General features: G+C 36.7%; 15 protein-coding genes and 1 pseudogene. 4 read left to right on the top strand and 12 right to left on the bottom strand.

Going from position 1 to position 20,881, the window contains the following annotated elements; translation table 11 throughout:
• The first annotated feature begins 33 nt into the window (after window positions 1-33).
• Window positions 34-1,125, top strand: coding sequence for a DUF3900 domain-containing protein (locus ACQKNR_RS00185; protein ID WP_427314497.1), 1,092 nt, complete (start codon window positions 34-36; stop codon window positions 1,123-1,125).
• A 169-nt stretch (window positions 1,126-1,294) separates the two neighbouring features.
• On the opposite strand, the gene ACQKNR_RS00190 is transcribed toward ACQKNR_RS00185, so the two are convergent.
• The 4 genes from ACQKNR_RS00190 to ACQKNR_RS00205 all read right to left on the bottom strand — a co-directional run bounded on the left by ACQKNR_RS00190 (window position 1,295) and on the right by ACQKNR_RS00205 (window position 4,147).
• Window positions 1,295-2,140, bottom strand: coding sequence for an exonuclease (locus tag ACQKNR_RS00190; RefSeq protein WP_427314499.1), 846 nt, complete (start codon window positions 2,138-2,140; stop codon window positions 1,295-1,297).
• Window positions 2,141-2,371: 231 nt separating this feature from the next.
• Window positions 2,372-2,572, bottom strand: a complete 201-nt coding sequence (gene cspB / locus ACQKNR_RS00195) for a cold shock-like protein CspB (protein ID WP_193412128.1) — start codon at window positions 2,570-2,572, stop codon at window positions 2,372-2,374.
• A gap of 215 nt (window positions 2,573-2,787) precedes the next feature.
• A complete protein-coding gene (locus ACQKNR_RS00200) occupies window positions 2,788-3,687 on the bottom strand; it encodes a WD40/YVTN/BNR-like repeat-containing protein (protein ID WP_427314500.1) in 900 nt (299 codons plus the stop codon).
• 16 nt (window positions 3,688-3,703) lie between these two features.
• Window positions 3,704-4,147 carry a flavodoxin gene (locus ACQKNR_RS00205; protein ID WP_427314502.1) on the bottom strand — a complete coding sequence of 148 codons (444 nt, stop codon included), beginning with the start codon at window positions 4,145-4,147 and terminating at the stop codon, window positions 3,704-3,706.
• A 276-nt stretch (window positions 4,148-4,423) separates the two neighbouring features.
• Between ACQKNR_RS00205 and ACQKNR_RS00210 the strand changes: the two genes are divergently transcribed.
• Window positions 4,424-5,521, top strand: a complete 1,098-nt coding sequence (locus tag ACQKNR_RS00210) for a phosphodiester glycosidase family protein (protein ID WP_427315783.1) — start codon at window positions 4,424-4,426, stop codon at window positions 5,519-5,521.
• A 39-nt stretch (window positions 5,522-5,560) separates the two neighbouring features.
• On the opposite strand, the gene ACQKNR_RS00215 is transcribed toward ACQKNR_RS00210, so the two are convergent.
• From ACQKNR_RS00215 to ACQKNR_RS00225, 3 genes are all read right to left on the bottom strand, one after another.
• Entirely contained in the window at window positions 5,561-6,181 is a 621-nt protein-coding gene (locus ACQKNR_RS00215) for an acetate uptake transporter (RefSeq protein ID WP_002172841.1), read from the bottom strand.
• 86 nt (window positions 6,182-6,267) lie between these two features.
• Window positions 6,268-6,663 (bottom strand): NUDIX hydrolase, encoded by a 396-nt coding sequence (locus tag ACQKNR_RS00220; protein ID WP_427314504.1) that lies wholly within the window; start codon window positions 6,661-6,663, stop codon window positions 6,268-6,270.
• Window positions 6,660-7,001: an ASCH domain-containing protein gene (locus tag ACQKNR_RS00225; protein WP_427314506.1), complete on the bottom strand. Its 342-nt coding sequence runs from the start codon at window positions 6,999-7,001 to the stop codon at window positions 6,660-6,662. Before ACQKNR_RS00225 ends, ACQKNR_RS00220 begins: the two co-directional genes overlap by 4 nt.
• Before the next feature lie 139 nt (window positions 7,002-7,140).
• Between ACQKNR_RS00225 and ACQKNR_RS00230 the strand changes: the two are divergent.
• Window positions 7,141-7,698, top strand: a pseudogene (locus ACQKNR_RS00230) (CatB-related O-acetyltransferase).
• Between the two features lie 54 nt (window positions 7,699-7,752).
• Here ACQKNR_RS00230 and ACQKNR_RS00235 read toward each other — a convergent pair.
• Window positions 7,753-15,225, bottom strand: coding sequence for a DUF7507 domain-containing protein (locus ACQKNR_RS00235; protein ID WP_427314508.1), 7,473 nt, complete (start codon window positions 15,223-15,225; stop codon window positions 7,753-7,755).
• Window positions 15,226-15,341: 116 nt separating this feature from the next.
• Here ACQKNR_RS00235 and ACQKNR_RS00240 point away from each other — a divergent pair, with 116 nt between their 5' ends.
• Window positions 15,342-16,091, top strand: a complete 750-nt coding sequence (locus ACQKNR_RS00240) for a (S)-benzoin forming benzil reductase (RefSeq protein WP_427314509.1) — start codon at window positions 15,342-15,344, stop codon at window positions 16,089-16,091.
• Window positions 16,092-16,126: 35 nt separating this feature from the next.
• Here ACQKNR_RS00240 and ACQKNR_RS00245 read toward each other — a convergent pair whose 3' ends face one another.
• The 4 genes from ACQKNR_RS00245 to ACQKNR_RS00260 form a co-directional block, all read right to left on the bottom strand.
• On the bottom strand, window positions 16,127-16,966 hold the full coding sequence (locus tag ACQKNR_RS00245; RefSeq protein ID WP_427314511.1) for a GNAT family N-acetyltransferase: 840 nt from the start codon (window positions 16,964-16,966) through the stop codon (window positions 16,127-16,129).
• A gap of 61 nt (window positions 16,967-17,027) precedes the next feature.
• The gene (gene argH, locus ACQKNR_RS00250; RefSeq protein ID WP_427314513.1) at window positions 17,028-18,536 is read right to left on the bottom strand and encodes an argininosuccinate lyase; all 1,509 of its coding nucleotides are present in this window, start codon (window positions 18,534-18,536) and stop codon (window positions 17,028-17,030) included.
• 101 nt (window positions 18,537-18,637) lie between these two features.
• A complete protein-coding gene (locus tag ACQKNR_RS00255; RefSeq protein ID WP_427314515.1) occupies window positions 18,638-19,747 on the bottom strand; it encodes a serine hydrolase in 1,110 nt (369 codons plus the stop codon).
• Between the two features lie 113 nt (window positions 19,748-19,860).
• A complete protein-coding gene (locus ACQKNR_RS00260; protein ID WP_427314516.1) occupies window positions 19,861-20,793 on the bottom strand; it encodes a nucleoside hydrolase in 933 nt (310 codons plus the stop codon).
• Window positions 20,794-20,881: the final 88 nt, after the last annotated feature.

The raw sequence follows: 20,881 nt of genomic DNA on the forward strand, positions 1-20,881 counted from the left end.
TAAGAGTTAACGAAATGAAACAAGGTGATAAATATGGATTTTGAAATAAATTTTCTTTCCTTTTATGTTGTACAAGTAGAAGGAAAAGGTGAAGCAGTTGATAAACGCTACAAACATTTTCAAACTTTAGACGCTGAAGAATATGAAGATAGCTCCTTAAAAGAATTTTTGAATGGTGAATTATTAAAAATATCGAAGCGAAAAGTGGAACGTCACGCGAAAACAGAACAAGCCCCTACAAAGATTGGTCGCTTTATTGTAGAAGAAGGGCACGAACTCGATTCAAACCCTCATTACAACCTATTTAATCGTATTCGCTTTGCAGAGACGAAAGAAAACTTCAAAGATATGAGCGAACCTCTCGTTTATACATATCTTGACACCAGTGCTGTACGTGGCGGTGTATTTTTAATCGCTCAAGCAAAATTACGTAAATACTTTGATGATCCATTCGTATTCGTTATGAAATGTGACTTCGAACCGAAAGTCGCTTCTATTTCAGATGAATCCACACTTATCCGTAACGTCGAAATGGCCATTACAACAAAAAACATGAAATCTATCCAGTACCCATACATGCCTGAAGAAGGTATGGTCGAAGTAGGCGAACTAAAAATACACCAAGCATCACACGCCCGCTACTTTGAGGACTTCTTAAAATTCGTCGAGTACGAACGCTCTATGCCTGAAATTATGAAAACACAAGTAATGGACATGGTATACGACCAAATTGAAGATGTATTTGAAGAGGGTACAGAAGAACGCGAACAATTCGACCAAGCGATGGAAGTATGGGCTGCCAGTCCAAAACGTGAAATTATGGAACAATTTTCAACAGAAGAAGTAATGGAAGCTACCGCTCAAATCGTCGAGCACGCTCCTGAAGTGGAATTAAAGCTAAAAGCAGACCATATCTCTGTAAAGGCCCTGCTTGCTGATTTCGGAGATTTGATTCATATTGCGAAGGTGAATGACCGATATGTACTTATGATTGAAGCTGATACACTGACGTTTGAGAAAGGCTTCTCTCCTATTGAGTTCCTAAAGCCAGATGAATTACAAGATGTGATTGAGCGGATTGAGAATAAGCAACAGTATAGCTATAACCCAGAAGAAATTGGATAAAATAGCTACAAAAAATCCTATCTCTATAAAAGGGGTAGGATTTTTCACACGCAAAAAGATTTGAACACTTAACTAATCAACAACAAATTAAGCAAATTGATTGCTATTTTATATAAATGCTTTATTCTCTCGTCAATACAATGACATAGAGCTGACTTTAATGTCACTGTCACTTAACCTCAGCATTCTCCTCCATCTCAGCCAAATACTTCAGCTGCCGCTCCGCTCTTCTCACCGCCGTACGAAAATATTTTTTCAGAAGTTCTACTGCATTTTCGCTTATATAATACCTTTCCGTTATACTTTCCCACGTGTCACTACGTTCAAATGTACTCCATACAAAAGGTCGTTCTGTATTTTTCCTCATTTCTTTAAATACCCATTTTCGCATCTTTTTTTTCGCTTTTTCTGTTAGTTTCCCGTTCTTTACAAGTTCAAGCTCACCATGTCTTTTGTATCGTTTATTAATATCTCTCTCACTATATACTTTAAGAAGTATATTCGCTGTATTCTCAGCATCTGCTAAAGCTCGGTGCTGCTTCCCTTCCCATATTAAACCGAGCTGTTCCACTGCAAATTGTAAACTTGGTGTATGCTCAAATAATTCTTCATACGCTTGGAAAACAAATTTTTGCAAATCAAATCTGCTCTCCTTTTCCATACATGGGCATTCTACACCGTGTAATGTACAATCTTGAGATAGAAAACGATAATCTTCTTTTCCCCATGAAATAAATATAGAATTTTCTCCGATGAACTGAATAAATTTCTCTATAATTTGAGGGAAATTCCCTACACCTATTAAATCTTTCTTTGTAATGCCCGTTAGTTTAGTTGTATGACGAGTTAATTGAGCACTCGGTTTCACTAACTCCGAAAATTCTCCAACGATCTTCATTGTACTTGTATTTATTTTTACAGCTCCTATATCAACTATTTCTAACGGATCTTCTGATTTATACGGCCTGAAATTCCTCTCAATATCGAACACAATAAAATGTGCAGCGTTTTTCAATTTGGATACCTCTTTCTAATTCCTTTTGATACGATAGCTTCATTATTACTTTAAAACCTTTTTCTATCTATTAGCAGTTTCGCTTTATTTTCAGTATCTATTTATAATTGTAGTTTATACATGAGATACCCTTGATTAAAAAATGAAAATTCAGTTTTATTATCATATGTAAATAGGAGGACATCTATAAAAATGCAAAAAAAAGAAGGGCAAGCCCTTCTTTTTCAAAAATTACTTCTTAGTTACGTTAGTAGCTTGTGGTCCACGGTTACCTTGTTCTACTTCGAAAGTAACTTCTTGACCTTCTTCTAAAGTTTTGAAGCCTTCGCCTTGGATAGCTGAGAAATGAACGAATACGTCTTCTCCGCCTTCAACTTCGATGAAACCGAAACCTTTTTCTGAGTTAAACCATTTTACTTTACCGTTTTGCATGAAAAAAATCCTCCTACAATGTACCTATATGTACATATTCATTTTCAACCACCTTACAATAATAAGCCAGACATTAAAAAACTGCAACCCCAGAGGAGATTTAACATTGCTATCCTCCTCGGAAGTTACAGCTCATTTAAATCTCTATATTATTAAAAGTAAAATGGTTTAAACATACTATATCATATCAATATAATAAAAGCAAATTTTTTTTACTATACAACTTTTTGTTTCCACTGCATCGCTTTTGATTCACCTGATCCAGCTACAATATAACCTTCTTTTTGATTAACAATGCGCCAACCATGCCCTTTTACCGAGTCACATACTGTAACAATACCTTCTTCAAGATTCACACGACAAACTGTACTAACTCCCGCCTTATTTTGCGTTGAAGTTGTATATAGCACATGTTGATCTACACTTAAGTCTAAATAACTACTCACTTTCTGCTCACTTTGACATGTATGCCAATATATTTTTTCACTCTCAATACTTTCATCTATTTTACAAAAAGAAATATTCCCGCTAATTCTTTTGCACGATCCACTTGCTGCTACTAAATAAGAATTATGTATAGTCAACGCCGAAATCATCTGATTCATCGCTATTTTAATCCTTTTTAATTTACGTGTCTCTAAATCAAAAAGCCAAACACCACCATATTTCGCATGTATTTTCGTACCGATAAATAAGTAATGTTTATATAAAAATAATGAACGAATAGACGGTGCATCACTACCGTAGTCAAGAAATGGATAGGTGGTCTCCCATGTAGAACCGAAATTATTAGAATGATACAGCGTTTTATCTCCATGAGCAATAACTGTTCCACTCTCATTACTACACACATTCCAGCTCGTTGCTTTCGTTGGGAAGCGCCGAACCTCCCACGTTTCGCCACCATTCATACTACGAATAAAAACTCCTTCGTCACCTACACCATAAACTACATTATCTTCGCTATGTAAATCTCTAATTCGTTTTTGAAAGCCATTTAAAATTTGTTTCCATTCTCCGTCTTGTTCAATAAATAGGCCATTATATGTAGTAGCTAACATAAGTTTTCCATCTCTTAGCTTTGTAATAGCAGTCGCACTTAACATTGTCCCCACGTTGACACTCCCATTCTTAGAACTTCTCAGCAAATGCAATTGCAAAATTACTGCATTTTTCAATATCCTCTTCATCTTCTGGAGCTAGTTCGATTTTCAACCCTTCTTGTACAAGTTCTGCACCGCGTTCTATGAGACGTTCTTCAAATATTGTTACTGCTTCACAAAATAACTCGTACGCCGTATCACCTGATCCGAATACCGCTACTTTTTTCCCTGATAGGTCTACATTTTCTAAGTCCTCATGAAAATCCTCCGCCTCAAATGGTAATTCACCATCGCCCCACGTATAAGACCCTAAAATGATTCCATCATAAGCTAACAATTCTTCAGCATCCATGCCTTCCATTTCTTGCAATACTACTTCATGATCAAAAGCATCTAAACTTACTTTAATTAAATCAGCAATACTCTCTGTATTTCCTGACATACTTGCATACGCTATTAAAATTTTCGCCACCTTGACATCCCCCTATAACAAAAATGATTCTCATTCTCATTATATTAATAATGAGAATCAATTTCAATTGAATTTTTCTATTTTCATCACTTTTCACATCTGACTATCCACATTTCATTTAAAATCTCTTTATTCATATTCAACTATTGCCAAATCTGCTTTCAAACTTTATTGTATTATCATCATTTCACATTATTTATTTCAAATAAAAAATGTGTGTACATCTTACTCAAACATTAATCAATTTTTCACTTTACAGAAAGAGGAGTCCTTATGATGAAAAAGTATTTTATTAGATTATTAAAAATATCCTCTCTTTTAACGATATTCTTACTAACAGGGGGTGCTATTATTTTATTCGGTACTTCATACGGTCACAATTTACGTGTCATTGCGGCTGAGAGTATTTTAACTTCTCAACATCCACAATATGCAAAATTCACATTATTGTCTGATAAAGAATTAAATGATATTTCTCAATCCATTACAAATCCAAAATGGAAAAATAGCGAATTTATTACTTCTAAACTTTCAAAAAAAGAGTTAGAAAGACAAAAAAACTTACCGCTAGATGTTTCAATTGAAACGATACAGAAAAAATATGATGATCATTTTTTTGAAGGTAAATTAATGACAATTAGTAATCCATTAAATGTAAAGCTCGTTACGCAGCAAGGTTCACAAGGAAAAGACGTTGGAGAAAAAATATATGTTATGGCAAAGCGAAATCATGCACTTGCCGCTGTTAATGCTAGTGGCTTTTCGGATGAAACGGGGCATGGTGGTGGTAAAACTGGAATCGGTATCGTTATTGAAAATGAGAAAGTTATAACCACGCCGAAAGATATTAACACCCCTACTCTCATTAGTGGACTTACGAAATACGGACAAATGGTTTCTGGAGAATTTTCTGCTAATCAATTATTAAATAAAAATGTCGTTTCCGCTGCCGGCTTTATGCCTCAGCTAATTGTAAATGGCGAAAAAATGATTACAAATGATGGTGGATGGGGCTATGGTCCTCGAAGTATTATGGCTCAAAAAAAAGATGGCTCTATTATGTTTTTCATTATTGATGGAAGGCAACCTCATAGCATTGGAGCTTCTTTAAGAGATTGTCAAGATATTCTTTACGAAAAAGGAGCTGTTAATGCGATGGCAATGGATGGCGGCTCTTCAGCAACATTGTACGCAATGGGAGATATTTTAAATATTCCTTCTACCTTATCTCATAAATCACGATATTTACCGAACGCCTGGGTTGTTACTGCGAACCCTAAGCAACAAGTTCATGTAACTATAGACGGAAATCCAACGAGCTCTCAAAAGATTTCTGAAACAATAGGAGCTACCGCTGTAGCTATCGATAAATAGAAAAAGCACAGATGACTACACAATCATCTGTGCTTTTTCTTACTTTTTAAAAATACCAAACGGCTTTCCAACTGGTAATACAACTTTTCCGAAATGTGTATTTAACACTGCTGCTGCTGAACCATAGAAAGATAATAATGAAATACATAGTTCAGAATATGCTGCTAAATTATGCATTGCGTGCGGCATAACACCTAAAGTACTTAATGAAAGACCAATAAATAAGAAATCAATAAGTACGAAAATCATAAATAATACTTTATGTGTTTCCATTGCACCAATTGTCATAAAGATTGTGAAAATCAAGTATCCGATAAAGGCTACACCAAGCTGTTTTGAATCTGCAGTTTGGGCTAATTTTTCGCCAAATACTCCAAGTTGAATTAACCAAGACGTTCCAACACCTAACCAAAATAGGCCGTACGCACCAAATGCTGTTGTGCCGAACGTATTGTTATGCTTTGCATCGTGAATGCATGCAAATAGTTGTGCAAATCCTCCTAAAAAGATCGCCCACGGTAATACAAGTGAAACGCCATCTGTTAAGCCTAACTTTTGAGATGATGCTACAAGTGTTACCATCGCTAATCCAAATAGACCGATTCCAGACGGATCTGCTGTTGTCATTTTCACATGATGTGTAGTAGTTTGATTGCTCATATAAACCTCCTGATTATAAACATACTCGAATACAATACTTAAATCAGAAGGCTATGTCAATGGTTTTTTTTGTATGTTGTCAGACCTTACACTTTATAATTTTCGAATATACTTTCGACCACTTCGCAAGGCTTTATATTCAATTTTTCCAGCTCATTTATCGGCATCCATAACGGAATATAACTCCCTCTATCTTTCTGCTTAAACTCCTCACCTTTCCCACTTCCGAAGACTTCATCCGTAATATGGGCATCATAATAATATTCAGTACCTTTATACTTTACCTTTGTAATAAGACGCTTTACTTCTATTTGTACTCCTAATTCTTCATATACCTCTCGCTTCGTTGCCTCTTCAGGTGTTTCTCCTTCTTCAATTCCCCCACCTGGAAAAACAAAATATATTTCATCTTCTCGAACACGTTTTATAAGAGCAATTTTTCCGTCCTGCACAATGATAGCTGCACCGCGATTTCTTATCACTTTATTACCTCAATACGGATCGCAACTGTTCCCCACTTTTCTTCTTGCTCTTTCGTATATATTTTGTATGTACTTTCTAACATTTCCTCTAAACTATCATTTTCACAATCCAATAATTTTTTATCAATTTGTTCGTACATTGCTTTAAAGTTTTCGTATCGTTTTATCTCCGTTACTTTTACGGCCATCGTTTCTGCTGTCGTAAGGTTCGTAAATACAATTTCATCACCTTGTTTTATAAGTTGACGTTTTTTATCGTATAACCGTACTTCATATACTTTTTTTCCTGATTGAATTGACTGAAAAGGCGTATTATATAACCCCATTTCGTATCGCATACATTCCACTCCCTTTTATTCATTTCGCCTACTAACATACTTGCACATTACCAATTCATACAACACAGTTCGCCTTACTCCACCTTGCATATAATGTTCCATATCCATTACTTACTTTAGAGAGGATGCTAAAATTGTTATGTTATATTTAAATCAAAAACCTGAATATAGTAAATATGATATCGGTGATTATACTTACAGTAAAGTCGGCACAACTATTTTTTCTTGGAATGATGAAACGAAATTAAAAATAGGTAAGTTTTGTTCATTGGGAGAAGAAGTCGTTTTCATACTTGGCGGTGAACATCGCGCAGATTGGATAACGACTTATCCATTTAATGCTCTTTTCGATGAAGGAGCACACATTACTGGCCACCCTTCTTCAAAAGGTGATATCCTAATCGGCAATGATGTATGGATTGGTTATCAGTCCTGTATTTTATCTGGTGTTACAATTGGTAACGGTGCCATTATTGGTGCAAGAAGTGTTGTTACAAAAGACGTACCTCCATTTGCAATTGTAGCTGGAAATCCTGCAAAACTAGTTCGTTATCGTTTCCCATCAGAAATTATTGAAAAACTAGAAAAACTCGCATGATGGGACTGGGAACTCTCTGTTATAAAAATTGCCATTCCATATCTCCTCTCCGACAAAATCAATACATTTTTTGATTCGCCTGACAAAGAATCTACATAAATATGAAATTAAAAAGAGCATCCTATTCTTTCTTACAGGATGCTCTTTTTGTATTTATTTTTTATTTATTTTCAAGTGATTGCATGGAGAACATTGAAGTGGAATTTTATCTAAACAATTAAAGTTTGTTTCACAAATTTGTTCTATCGTTGGGACGAATGGAATGACAACAATATTACTTTCTGTTATTTGTGTAACAGGTGGCAACACTGTGCCTACTTGATGCTCAAAGCGAATACTCGCTTGATTAATATAATTCCCTGAACCACTTGGCGCGCTCTCAACTACTACTTGGAACGAAACTGTCCGTGCTTCACCGGGATTTAAACTTCCTATAAGAAATCCTGCTGCCGGGCTTACATTTGGCACTGGCGTATTATCAACCGTTACACTTCCAGGAACAAATCGAACACTACTATCTAACATATCTTGAAAACGAATATTTTGCATTACAGTATCACCCGTATTTGTAATGACTGTCGTAAACGTAATGACATCTCCAATTGTTGCTGTTTGAAGATTTGCCGTTTTTACGACTGTCGTTGAGACATTTTGAGGAATAAACGGGATAACAACTGTATTACTATCACCTTCAACTACTACTGGCGGCTCATTCGGATTTACAGTTGCAAGCCCATTCGCTGTAGCAGTATTTGTAACTAAATTATTTATTTGCCCGCCCGTTATTACAACTTGGAAATTAATAATTGCCGCATCATTTGGCTGAAAATCACCTAACGGAATACCAGTATTCGGATTGGCAAACGGAAGAGGTACATCATTTACTGTTACTGTGCCATTTATAAATAGCGTATTCGGATCAATGATATCTGTTAACACAATATTGGTCACAGGAACTGTACTATCATTTATAACAGCAATTCCGTAAGTGACAACATCTCCTACCATTGCTACTTCAAAGTTTGCCCCTTTTGCAACAAATAAGATTGCAGTATTTACCGTTACAATAACTGTATTACTCGTGTCCATCACTGGAACTGGCGGTTCCCCTGGTACTAAAATATATTCTGCTGATGCCCCAGCAACGTTTACTACTGTACCACCATCTGGAAAACTTGTAATTGTAGCTTCATATGTTACAATCACCGTCTCACCGACTGGAATGTCTGGTATCGTAAATCCGACCTGTGGATTTCCCCCCGGCTGCGGAACTCCATTAACCGTTACACTATTCGGTACAAAAACGGCTTCCGGAGATAACACATCGATAAATTGAACATTCATTGCATCAGCAGTACCAGTATTTAATATACGAACAGTATACGTTACCGTTTCCCCTACTCCAACAATTGAATGATCTACTTCTTTCAGCATATCTAAACTGCCTCTATTTACTGGTGTGACTGTCGTATTACTTGAATTCGTAATTGTAAACGGAGGTTCTCCTGGAATCAATACAAAATCACCAGTTACACTCGCCGAATTCATAATACTATTAGAAGGTGGTATTGCAATTACATCTACTTCAAATGTAATTAATACGCTATCACCTACTGCAAGATCCGGTAATGAAAAACCTACAAAAGGATCTAAACCTACTTGCGGAATCCCATTTATCTGTATACTTCCTGGAACGAATTCTAAACCAGGCGATGGAACGTCAATAAACTGAACATTGGTCGCTGTTACCGTTCCCGTATTTGTGACTTGCACACTATACGTTAACGTATCTCCTAATCGCGTTGCTTGTTTATTTACTGTTTTTATTATATTGAAGCGCCCTCTATTCACCCTCGTTATTGTCGTATTACTTGGCTGATTTACTATAACTGGTGGTTCTCCTGGCACTAAAGTAAAACTTCCTGTTATATTTGCAACGTTCGTAATTGTTCCTGATGGCGGGATGGTTGTAACTGTCGCTTGAAACGTCACTATAACGGTTTCACCAACGAGTATATCTCCAACTCCAAATCCAGTAATCGGATTTAAGTTTGGTTGCGAAACTCCATTTACCGTTACACTATTTGGTTCAAATGACGCTCCTACTGAAATCGTATCAATAAACTGAACATTGTTAGCTGTAACTGTTCCTGTATTCGTTATTTGTATCATATACGTTAATACATCTCCAACGAGGGTAGCGGCTCTATTTACTTGCTTAATAACATTAAAGCGTCCTCTATTTACAGTTGTGAGTGTTGTATTACTTGGCTGATTTACTATAACTGGTGGTTCTCCTGGTACTACTATAAAGCTTCCAGTAACATTCGCCGTATTAACAATTGTTCCGTTTGATGGAACGCTGACAACAGTTACTTGGAATGCGACTTCTACATTTCCCCCTGGATTTATATCTGGAAGCGGGAATCCATTATTAGGATTGAACCCAGGTTGTAACACACCACCTATCGTTACACTGTTCGGTACGAATGTTATAGAGGAAGGTAATACATCACTATATTGAACATTCGTCGCTGTCACTGTCCCTGTATTTTGAACTACTGTTGTATATGTGATTGTATCGCCTACTGCAACGATTGGTTGACTTACTGATTTTAAAACATTCAAACCAGATTCATTTATTTCTGTTAATGTCGTGTTACTTGTCGTCGTTTCCGTAATAGGTAGCCCCGTTTCACTTACAGCAAATGTAGCCGTAACGTCCACAAAGTTAACAACTGTTCCACCTTGAGGTATGCTCATTACCATTTCTTGGTATGTGACAAGTGCAAAATCACCTACAGGTATATCTGGAACTGTAAAGCCTATGAACGGATCTAATCCAGGTTCTGGTATTCCGTTTATACTCACACTTCCTGGAACAAATGCTACACCACTCGTACTAGAATCAAGAAATTGAACATTCGTTGCCGGCACTGTTCCAAAGTTAAAAATTAGTACATCGTAGGTTAATATTTCTCCAACCGTTGCTGCCTCTTTATCTACTAGTTTTAATGGGAAAATAGACGCTATATTAATCGTCGTAACGACTAAATTTGTTAATATCGTTTGCGTAATAGGTGGTTCCTGCGGATTTGGTTGTGAAGTAAATGTAACGTCAGCATCGTTTAATATGACTTCATTATCTGGAATCTCTGTAATCGTCACTTGGAATGTTACCTTAATACTTCCACCAGCATTTAATAACGGAGTAACTGTAAATCCTATTTCAGGATTTAAACCAAGTTGCTGTATTCCACCTATCGTTACACTATTTGCTACAAATGTCGTTCCTTCTGGAATGACATCTTGGAAGAGTACATCTGTAACAGGTATAATTCCTACATTCGTTATTAGCACGGTATACGTTAATACATCTCCAACAGCTCCAGCAGCAACATTTACAGTTTTTGTTGCTGTTACTTCACCCGGAGGTGGTAACGGTATCGTAACTACCGTCGTATTACTTGAATTTGTCGTTGTTACAGGGGGGTGTAAAGGATTTAATAAGAAAGTAGCTGTAGCAGACGCTGTGTTTAAAACTGCCCCAAGCGTTGATGGTGCAACAACTGTCACTTGGAACATTACTGTCAATGATGTTCCGGCTGCAATATTAGGAAGTGAGAAACCAGCATTCGGATTAAATCCCGGCTGAGGTGTTCCATTTATCGTTACACTATTTACTACAAATGTTGTTTCTGGAGCAATTGTGTCAACGAAAGAAATATTTGTCGCTGCAACTGTACCTGTATTTCGTATAACGACTGAATACGTGTAAGTTTCTCCAAGTGCCGCTTGTTGTACAGATGAAGATTTTTGTATAGTTAGTCTTGCTGTATTTACTTGTGTCACTACAAAATTACTATTCGTAACAGTCGTTATAGGAGGTCCTGCCGGATTTATAAGGAAACTTGCAGTAACATTCGATTGATTTCTTATATTCCCTCCACTTGGAACACTCGTCACTGTAGCTTGAAACGTAATTGTAGCGGTTTGCCCGACTGGAATATTTGGCACTGAGAAACCTGCCATAGGGTCCGCACCTTGCTGAACAACTCCATTTATCGTTACACTGTTCGCTACAAATGTAGCTCCAGATGGGATTGGATCTCGAAAAACAATATTTGTTGCGGGTACAGTTCCTGTATTTTGAATGAGAATCGTATACGTTAACGTATCTCCTATACCTGCTTGTGGTGTATTTACACTCTTTATTACATTAATTGATCCTACATTCACTCGTGTCACAACGATATTACTAATCGTTACAATTGTAATTGGTGGCTGCAAAGGACTTACTTGAAAGTCAGCGGTTACATTTGCATTATTCGGAAGTGCTCTATTCGTTGGCACACTTGTGATTGACACTTGAAAAGTGACTGTTACCATTCCTCCTACTGGAATATTAGCAAGGGGAAATCCAGCGGTCGGATCTAAACCCAGTCGCGGTGTTCCATTTATTGTTACACTATTTGCGATAAATGTTGTTCCAGCTGGTATCGGATCGAGAAATGAAACATTCGTTGCTACTACCGTGCCGCTATTTTGTATAGTAACTGTATATGTTAGTGTATCTCCCTTACCTGCTTCACTTGCATTTACACTTTTCACCACATTTAATCCTGCTGAATTTACGACCGTCATAACAGTATTACTTGGCACTGTTACGGTAACTGGTGGCTCTGTTGGATTTACAAGAAAATCTCCAGTAACATTCGCACTGTTTACAACATTATTCCCTTGCGGAATTTCATCAATTAATACTTCAAACGTAACAATTACACTCGCACCCGTAGGTAAATCATTTAATGGAAATCCAAGTTCTGGATCTGCCCCTTCTTGTAAAACACCATTAACCAATACACTATTTTCAATAAATAATGTCCCTTGCGGAATTGAATCTTGGAAAAATACATTTGTAGCTGCTACACTACCTGCATTTATGATTTCGATTGTATAAACTAAAACATCCCCCACAGTTGCAACACCAGTATTCACTGATTTCACAACTTCAAAGTTCCCTGATTGTACCGTTGTATTCACAAGGTTACTCGGAACACTGATTGTTACTGGTGGTTCGCTCGGATTCACTTGAAAACTTGCTGATACGTTTGCACGATTTAAAATATCTTCATTTTCTGGATCCTGCGTAATTATTACTTCAAATGTGACTATAATTGTTTGAGCAGCAGGAATATTCGGAAGAGAAAATCCTGTATTCGGATTTAGTCCACTTTGCGGTGTTCCATTAATTGTTACAGAATTTGCAACGAAAGAAACAGCGGAAGAAATAGAGTCTTGAAAAAACACATTTGTTAACGGAACATTTCCTGTATTTTGGACGGCAATTGTGTATGTTAAAGTATCCCCTACGGCCGCTTGCGTTGTATTCACTTCTTTTATTACGTTTAAACCGCCTGTATTAATTTGTGTCACCACTGTATTCGTTTGTCTATTAATCGTTACTGGCGGCTGATTCGGATTAACAACGAAATTAGCAGATACATTTCCGCAATTCGCAATCGTACCTCCCGATGGCGTAGATGTGACTCGTACTTGAAATGTAACCGTCCTATTCCCACCTGGAGAGATATTAGCAACTGCAAACCCAGTTGCCGGATTTGCTCCGGGTTGCGAAACTCCATCTACAATTACACTATTTGCGATAAAAGTCGTTCCAATTGGGATTGGATCTTGAAAAATAACGTTCGTCGCAACAACATTTCCTGTATTTTCAATTGTAACGGTGTACGTAAGAACATCGTTAACAGTCGCAAAAGCTTTATCCACTGTTTTTCTCGTTCTTATATCAGCTATATTAATTGTAGTAAATACAGTATTACTTGTCGCTTGACCTGAAACTGGTTGTTGACCAGGCACTGGAATAAAGTTAAATGTCGCACTTGCACGGTTCGGAATTGGATTTACAAGAGGATTCGATGTCACTCGAACTTGAAAGCGCACTACAGTCGTTTGCGAAGCATTAATACTTCCAAGATTAATACTACTTGATGGATTTGCCCCAGGACGCGCTACTCCATTTACCGTAACACTATTTGCTACAAATGTTGTTCCAGCAGGTATACTATCAACAAAAATAACATTATTTGCAGTGACATTCCCGTTGTTCGTAATATTAACTGTGTACGTTAATACATCATTAAGTGTTGCCGTCTGTAAATCTACAGCTTTTTGCAAACTTAGATTTGCGCGATTTACGGTCGTCTGTACTGTATTTGAAGAAGCTGTACTCGCGATAGGAGGACTTCCGACAAAAGGACGGAATTGGTACGACACCATTGCATGATTTGAAATAGGATTTGGATTCGGAAACGATGTAATTCTTACTTGAAATGTAACAATTCTTTGAGCATTATTTGGTATCGTTCCTAAATTAATTCCATTAGCTGGATTCGCACTCGGTTGTGTTACTCCACCTACTGTTACACTACCAGCTATAAATGTTGTTCCATTCGGAATACTATCTTGTAATACAACGTTTTCTGCACTTCCTGTTCCTGTATTCGGAACAGCAATTGTATAGGTGAGAGTATCCCCTATACCTGCAACTGTTTTATCAACTGATTTAACAGGATTTATAATTGGCCCCGTCGCATCAATTTGAACACCAAAACCAACCGCCGCATAACCATCACCATTTGTAACGAAGCGAACAGTTGCTGACGTTTGATTGTTTACTAATGATGAAGAGGCATCTACATTTGTAATATCCCACCCTTGTCTCCGAACAGCCAAAGCTATCCCTAATGGCTGATTTAAATCTCCAAATGTGCCGCTTGTATCTAACTCCCCAATATCATTACAAATTTGTGACTGAAAGAAATTATTTGCAGGGTTTCTTGGGCCGAATAAAGCAACTGTAGCGTTTGCATTCGGTCCAAAACGAAGCTGATCTCCAGCAATGTTAGAATCACCTTCTTGGGCTGTTACAAGTACCCTTCCCGTAACAGCTCCTGTAGCTGGCGTAGCAAAACCTGAAATAGTAGCATCAACTGGAGGTGATGAAGCATCGATAATTTCTTGACCTGCATACACTGACAAATTCCGAAGTGGTAAACTTGCATTTTGATAAACAACCTCAAGTGTCCAACCAGCTGCACGACTGATTGTTGGATCAGCAGAAGTTCTTGCAGCTGGCACGGCACCCGTTGTATATGTGCCTGCCCCACCTGCACTAACAAGATTCGTTACATTAGCAGAGCGAGCATAATAAAACTGTTTTCCTACTGAGCCTTGCTGTGCAGTAGCAGGATCTGGCGTAACAGCAAACGTTCCTGCCGGTGTTGTAAATGTAATATTATCATTTAAAAACGCTGAAACATCTTCAGTATCGGTCCGGTAAGTACCAGCCCAAACTAACTCTGCATACAAAACACTACTCCCTGCCGGAAGATATAAAATTGCACTTGAAGAATTCAATGGCCAGTCATCCGTTGTCCCTGCTGGGAATCCTGGTACTTGTAATGACGTATTTACTGTTGTAAATACAGCAAGTGTACCAAAATTATTACCTGGTGCAGGCGATGTAGGGCTAAGTCCCAACGTATTCCCGGTGAACGTGACGGCACCAGTTACTGTTGTTGTAAAGCGATTCATAAAAGGCACACAATCATCTCATTTCATTTATAGTAAAAAGTGCTCTATACTATAAAATGTAGACAAACTATACAATGTACGTTGTCCAACAAAATTCCGCACATACGAGAGGAGTTTATAAAATTATGCGCTACGTTATCATAACAGGAACTTCACAAGGTTTAGGTGCGGCCATCGCCGCGCAAATGTTAGAAGAAAACACGAGCATCATCTCTATATCAAGAAGAGAAAATAAAGAGCTTACTAAACTCGCAGAGCAATATAACAGCAATTGCATTTTCCATTCCTTAGATCTTCAAGATGTACATAATTTAGAAACCAACTTTAACAAAATCATTTCATCTATTAAAGAAGATACTGTATCATCGATTCATTTAATAAATAATGCAGGTACACTTGCACCAATGAAACCAATTGAAAAAGCCGAAAGCGAACTTTTCATTACGAACGTTCAAATTAATTTACTTGCACCAATGATTCTTACATCTACTTTCATGAAACATACGAAAGAGTGGAAAGTAGATAAACGTGTTATAAACATTTCATCTGGCGCAGGAAAAAATCCTTATTTTGGTTGGGGTGCTTATTGTACAACGAAAGCTGGTGTAAATATGTTTACACAGTGCGTAGCGACTGAAGAAGAGAAAAAAGAATATCCAGTAAAAATCGTCGCTTTTGCACCTGGTGTTGTTGATACAAATATGCAAGCACAAATTCGTGAAACAAATAAAGAAGACTTCACACATTTAGACCGCTTCATCACATTAAAAGAAGAAGGAAAGCTATTATCACCTGAATATGTTGCGAAAGCTATTCGTAATTTACTAGAAACCGAGGACTTCCCGCAAGGTGAGGTTATTAGAATTGATGAATAGTGAAAAGGCGTGCTAAAATAGCACGCCTTTTCATTCTATTCCTCTAAAAATATGAGAACAGATTCCATAATTTGCTCATAACCAATTTCTTGATAAATTTTATTAGATGTCGGATTCGCTAGATCGGTATACAGGGTAGTCGTTTTGTATCCTTCATCTAACATACGTTGACTAAGTGCCGCTACGCAATTGGACGCATACCCTTTTTTCCTTGCTTCTTTCGGCGTATATACGAAATTGACTGTTATATTATTTTTAGTTGGTCTCGTTTTTGCAGCTACAGAAACTAGTTTCCCGTCCACTTCCAAACCAAATAGACGATTATTAGCGATTAATGTATGTGCGGTTTGTTTCGCTTCTTCTTTCGTAGTAGGAAGCTTCACGTCTTTGCAGAATTGATGTATCCACTGTTCTATTAATGTTAGCTCATCACTACTTACTTCTCGAAAAACCCCTTCTCCGTTCCGCTTCTTCTTTACTTGTTTCAGCTCATATACCCCTTGCTCCATTACAACATTAGTTCTCTTATTTTCTAATATCGCAATCTCTTCCGCTAATTTCTGTACAATTTTCTGATTACCGATGAATCCAGGAATATCTGGATATACTTTCGTTAATTTCTTTGCAAGTTCCACGATGTCCTCTTCCGCAATTTCAGACGTAGCGACAATCATTTGTTTCTGCTCCACTGTTTGAAGAAATACAACTACAATTTCTTCTCCTTGTTTCGCTACACACATAAATATCGCTTCTGTAGCATCTTGTAATACACCTAACATTAAATTATTTTCCTGTTCATTCTTTTCTAAAAATGGTGTAACATCCTCTTTAAAGCGAAGAATCTCTTCATATGCTTGTAATTGAATCATCGACAATCTCTTCTCTCTATTTATATTTTTTATTAAGTATTGGCGATTAATTCATTAAATCCTTCTTTTACGATTCAATAATATTCGAAACAAATGTGTTCAAATCATGTTCAGCTCGCAATATTCTCTGTTTTTCCTTTTCAAATATCCCTTCTTCATTTTGAAATGACTCTTTACGCTTTTGAATCATTCGTTCCATCTCTTTTTTGTTCGGTCCACCATATACATTTCTTTTTTGAATAAAAGCTTCTGGTGATATAATTTCTTTCCACTCTTCTTCTAATAAATGTACTTTCAAATTTTCTTGTAAGTACAGATTTACTTCTTCGAAAGGTAATTCATGAAGCTCCTTTTTCTGATCCAACGACATATTTGCAATAGTACTTGCTGCATGATGAGCATGCCGAAATGGAATTTCATAGTTTTTTGTTAAAATATCTGCGAAATCTGTTATCGTAATCGCATGTTTATACGAACGACTTTTTAACGTTTCCTCTTCTACTTTCATCGTTCGAATGACTGCATTCATAATACAAAATACACGAATAGCCTTTTCAATTCCTTTATATAAATAAGGCTGCAAATCATCTTCCGTATCGACAATATCACCAAATGGTGTATTATGAATCATTTGAAATACAGTAAATGCTTCTCCTAAAGCACTACTCGTAATTGCACGCGCATGTTCAATTGAAACTGGATTTCGTTTTTGCGGCATAATACTACTAATTTGTACATATGGCCTAGCGACAGTAATACCATCATATTCTTTCGTCGCTAATAATAAGAAATCATGAATCCATCTACTCGTATTCGTCATCATTACCATAAGTAATGAGCTAACTTCTAATAAATAATCCGCTCCAGCAACAGCATCATATGCGTTCTCAATTACATTTGTAAATCCAAGTAAATGAGCAACTCGTTCTCGTTTAATCGGAAAACTTGTTGTAGAAAGGGCGGCGGCTCCCATTGGGGACTGATTTAAAAGCTGATACGTTCTTTTCATTCGTTCTAAATCTCTTTGCATCGTATCATAAATTGCTAAAGTATAATGACCAAATGTTGTCGGCTGCGCTGGTTGTGTATGTGTATAAGCTGGCATTATCGTTTCCTTATGATCATCGGCAAGTTGCAGTACACTTTCTTGTAATAATAAATGATGTTCCATTAATCGTAATACATATCGTCTTAAGCTCATGCGATACATCGTTACACCCATATCATTTCTACTTCTACCGATATGCATATTGCTTACAAAATCGCACTTCGCTTCTTGAGCAATTAAATGTTCCACTAAAAAAAAGAGATCTTCATGTTGCTCCGTATATAGCAATTGATCTTTTGGCATTCCTTCTACCTTTTTAAGTGCGTCTAATATAACTTTCGCTTCTTCCTTTTTCATTAACCTTTCTTCCATTAACATCATAATATGCGCTTTATGCACTTGAAACATATCTTTCAATAAGTAATTATGTTGAAAATCAAATACATGTTGTAATACGCAATTCACATATGTTTTTCCAGGGAAATCAGCGCCTTCACTCTTTATAAATTCTTCTTTACTCTGTTTCATCACCTTTTCCCCTTTCACCTAAGTATTACTACCCATCATACCCAGGGATGGCAAAAAAGTGCTTGTACATAAAAATAAACTCGGTGCTTAAAGCACTGAGTTTATTTAATAAAAGTCGCATCATACGCATCACTTTGCAACACTTGAAAATGTAAATTTGCTAAATGTTTACGTATTTCTACACTGTCGTCTTCATTTAAATTATTTGCTAAAAATACAATTTCTGTACAGTTCCCGCGTTTATCCATAGCATAAACTGCTTTTGTAACTGTCCACGGTGTATAACCATTCTTTTGTCCCGCGTGTCTGAATGTTTTACGATATTTCTTGGCACTCATATCCGTTTCAACGATATCCGCCCACACTTTTTCTTCTGCTTCTGTTAGGCCCCCTTTATGATTTGCCTTTTGAAGCAATACCATATAATCATTTGCGGAAGCAGCTGGCAATCTATCTGACCAAATTTTGTCGTAACGTTCCTCTAAATAAAGAGGAATTTCCTTCTGTAATAATGGCCCTTTCTTTTTTAAACGCTCATGAATAATCATCGCATACTCACGATATTGCTCTTGAGACATTTCTTTTAACTTTTTCTCTACTTTATATTTTGGAACATGTAATTCTTTATGCAAATATCCCGGAATGTATAAAGATGAAACAATAGGAAATAGTGGTTGGTGTGCAGGAAGCGATAAACTTTGTAAATTTCGATTAATGTTATCTAATCCTAACACTTCCATTAAGTACTCAGTATTTGCATTTGAACTGAACTTAACCATTCCTTTTGCAACTTCTTCTAAAGAAACTGCGCCTTCAGTTATCTTTCCTTTTTTTTGCAAATAACTTTGCCATCTATCTTGTGCGCCACCATCTGTATTCGGTACATAATAACGATTCACATCATTAATCGAAACGAAACTAGACGGGTCAATTTTCCCTTCTGTAACTTGTTTCGTATATTCAAGCGCTACAATTAACTTCATCGTACTGGCAACTGGCAATACAATATTTGGATTTACAGAATAAACGACTTTATCATTTCTCTTTACTAAAAGTGCACTATTTTTTTCATCTTTATGCTCTTCAATAAAGGATGCTATATACTGCGCATCATCATTATTTGAACTCCATACTTTTTTCACTAAAAAGTTACCCGATATTAGCAAAACGAAAATACCCACAATCACTGCGCATACTATAGTTTTTTTCAAGTAAAATTCCTCTCCTATTGTGTAACTCTTCTCTATTTATCTTTCAAAAAATAATGGAGATGATTATTTTAGCAATCATCTCCATTATTTTAACTTGTATACTCCTATTATGTCTACGTCATAATTTTCACGAAGTCTTCGAGAAATTTTTTATAATGTAATGACCAACCAATTCGCACCCAATTTTTCAATGCTTTTGAGTCAGGTTGAGGACGAAAATCTGCAATACTTTCTCCTTTTGCAATTCCAACTGTATCTATATCAACCCGGCGATACACATAATCTAAAAGGGATGGATTCACCGCGACCATCATTGTAACGACGTCATGAACTGGACTTCCTGTTATTTTCGGATTTAACTTTTTATAAGCTTTATAATAATACGTAAAAATCGGCTCAATTAATTTACTAAAACTCGTTTTAGAGTGTTTCGTAATATATTTTACCATCTCTGGCGTAATAATAGCTTCAGATGTAACGTTAAGTGGCACTAATGTCACATTTTTAGCATTTTGCATAACTAGATGTGACGCAATGGGATCGCCATGAAAATTTGCCTCTGCAACTGGTGTCACATTGCCTGGCATTAAGAAAGAGCCGCCCATTATATAATATTCTTTCACATACTTCATCATCGGCTTTTCTAAAATAAATGCTGTCGCTAGTGTCGTTGATCTGCCAGCATCAACGATGATTAATTCTCCTTTATACTTTTCAAGAATATCGAAAAATGCACAAAAAGGCTTTATATTTGGTGAAAAAGCTTTTGGAGGTTTAATTGGTCCTAATCCATCTGCACCGTGAATCTCCGGATAATACGTCACAAAATCTCCAGATAAAGGAATTTTCGCACCATTAATAACAGGTATATCTTCCCGCCCCGCCATTTGCAACAAATACGCAGCATTACTCGTCGCCTTTTCTTGCGTTACATTCCCATATCCCGTTACTACTCCAACAATATCAATATCAGGATGCAACAATCCATACATAATTGCTAAAGAGTCGTCAATTCCTGGGTCTCCTAAAAACAATATTTTTTTCATAGACCTCAACTCCATCCTCTCAATTGTTATTAATTTATGAATAGCCATTGGCATACAGAATGAAAAAGAACAAATTTATACGAAAAAA

The sequence above is a fragment of the Bacillus sp. NPDC094077 genome, assembly GCF_050279465.1.
GTDB lineage: Bacteria > Bacillota > Bacilli > Bacillales > Bacillaceae_G > Bacillus_A.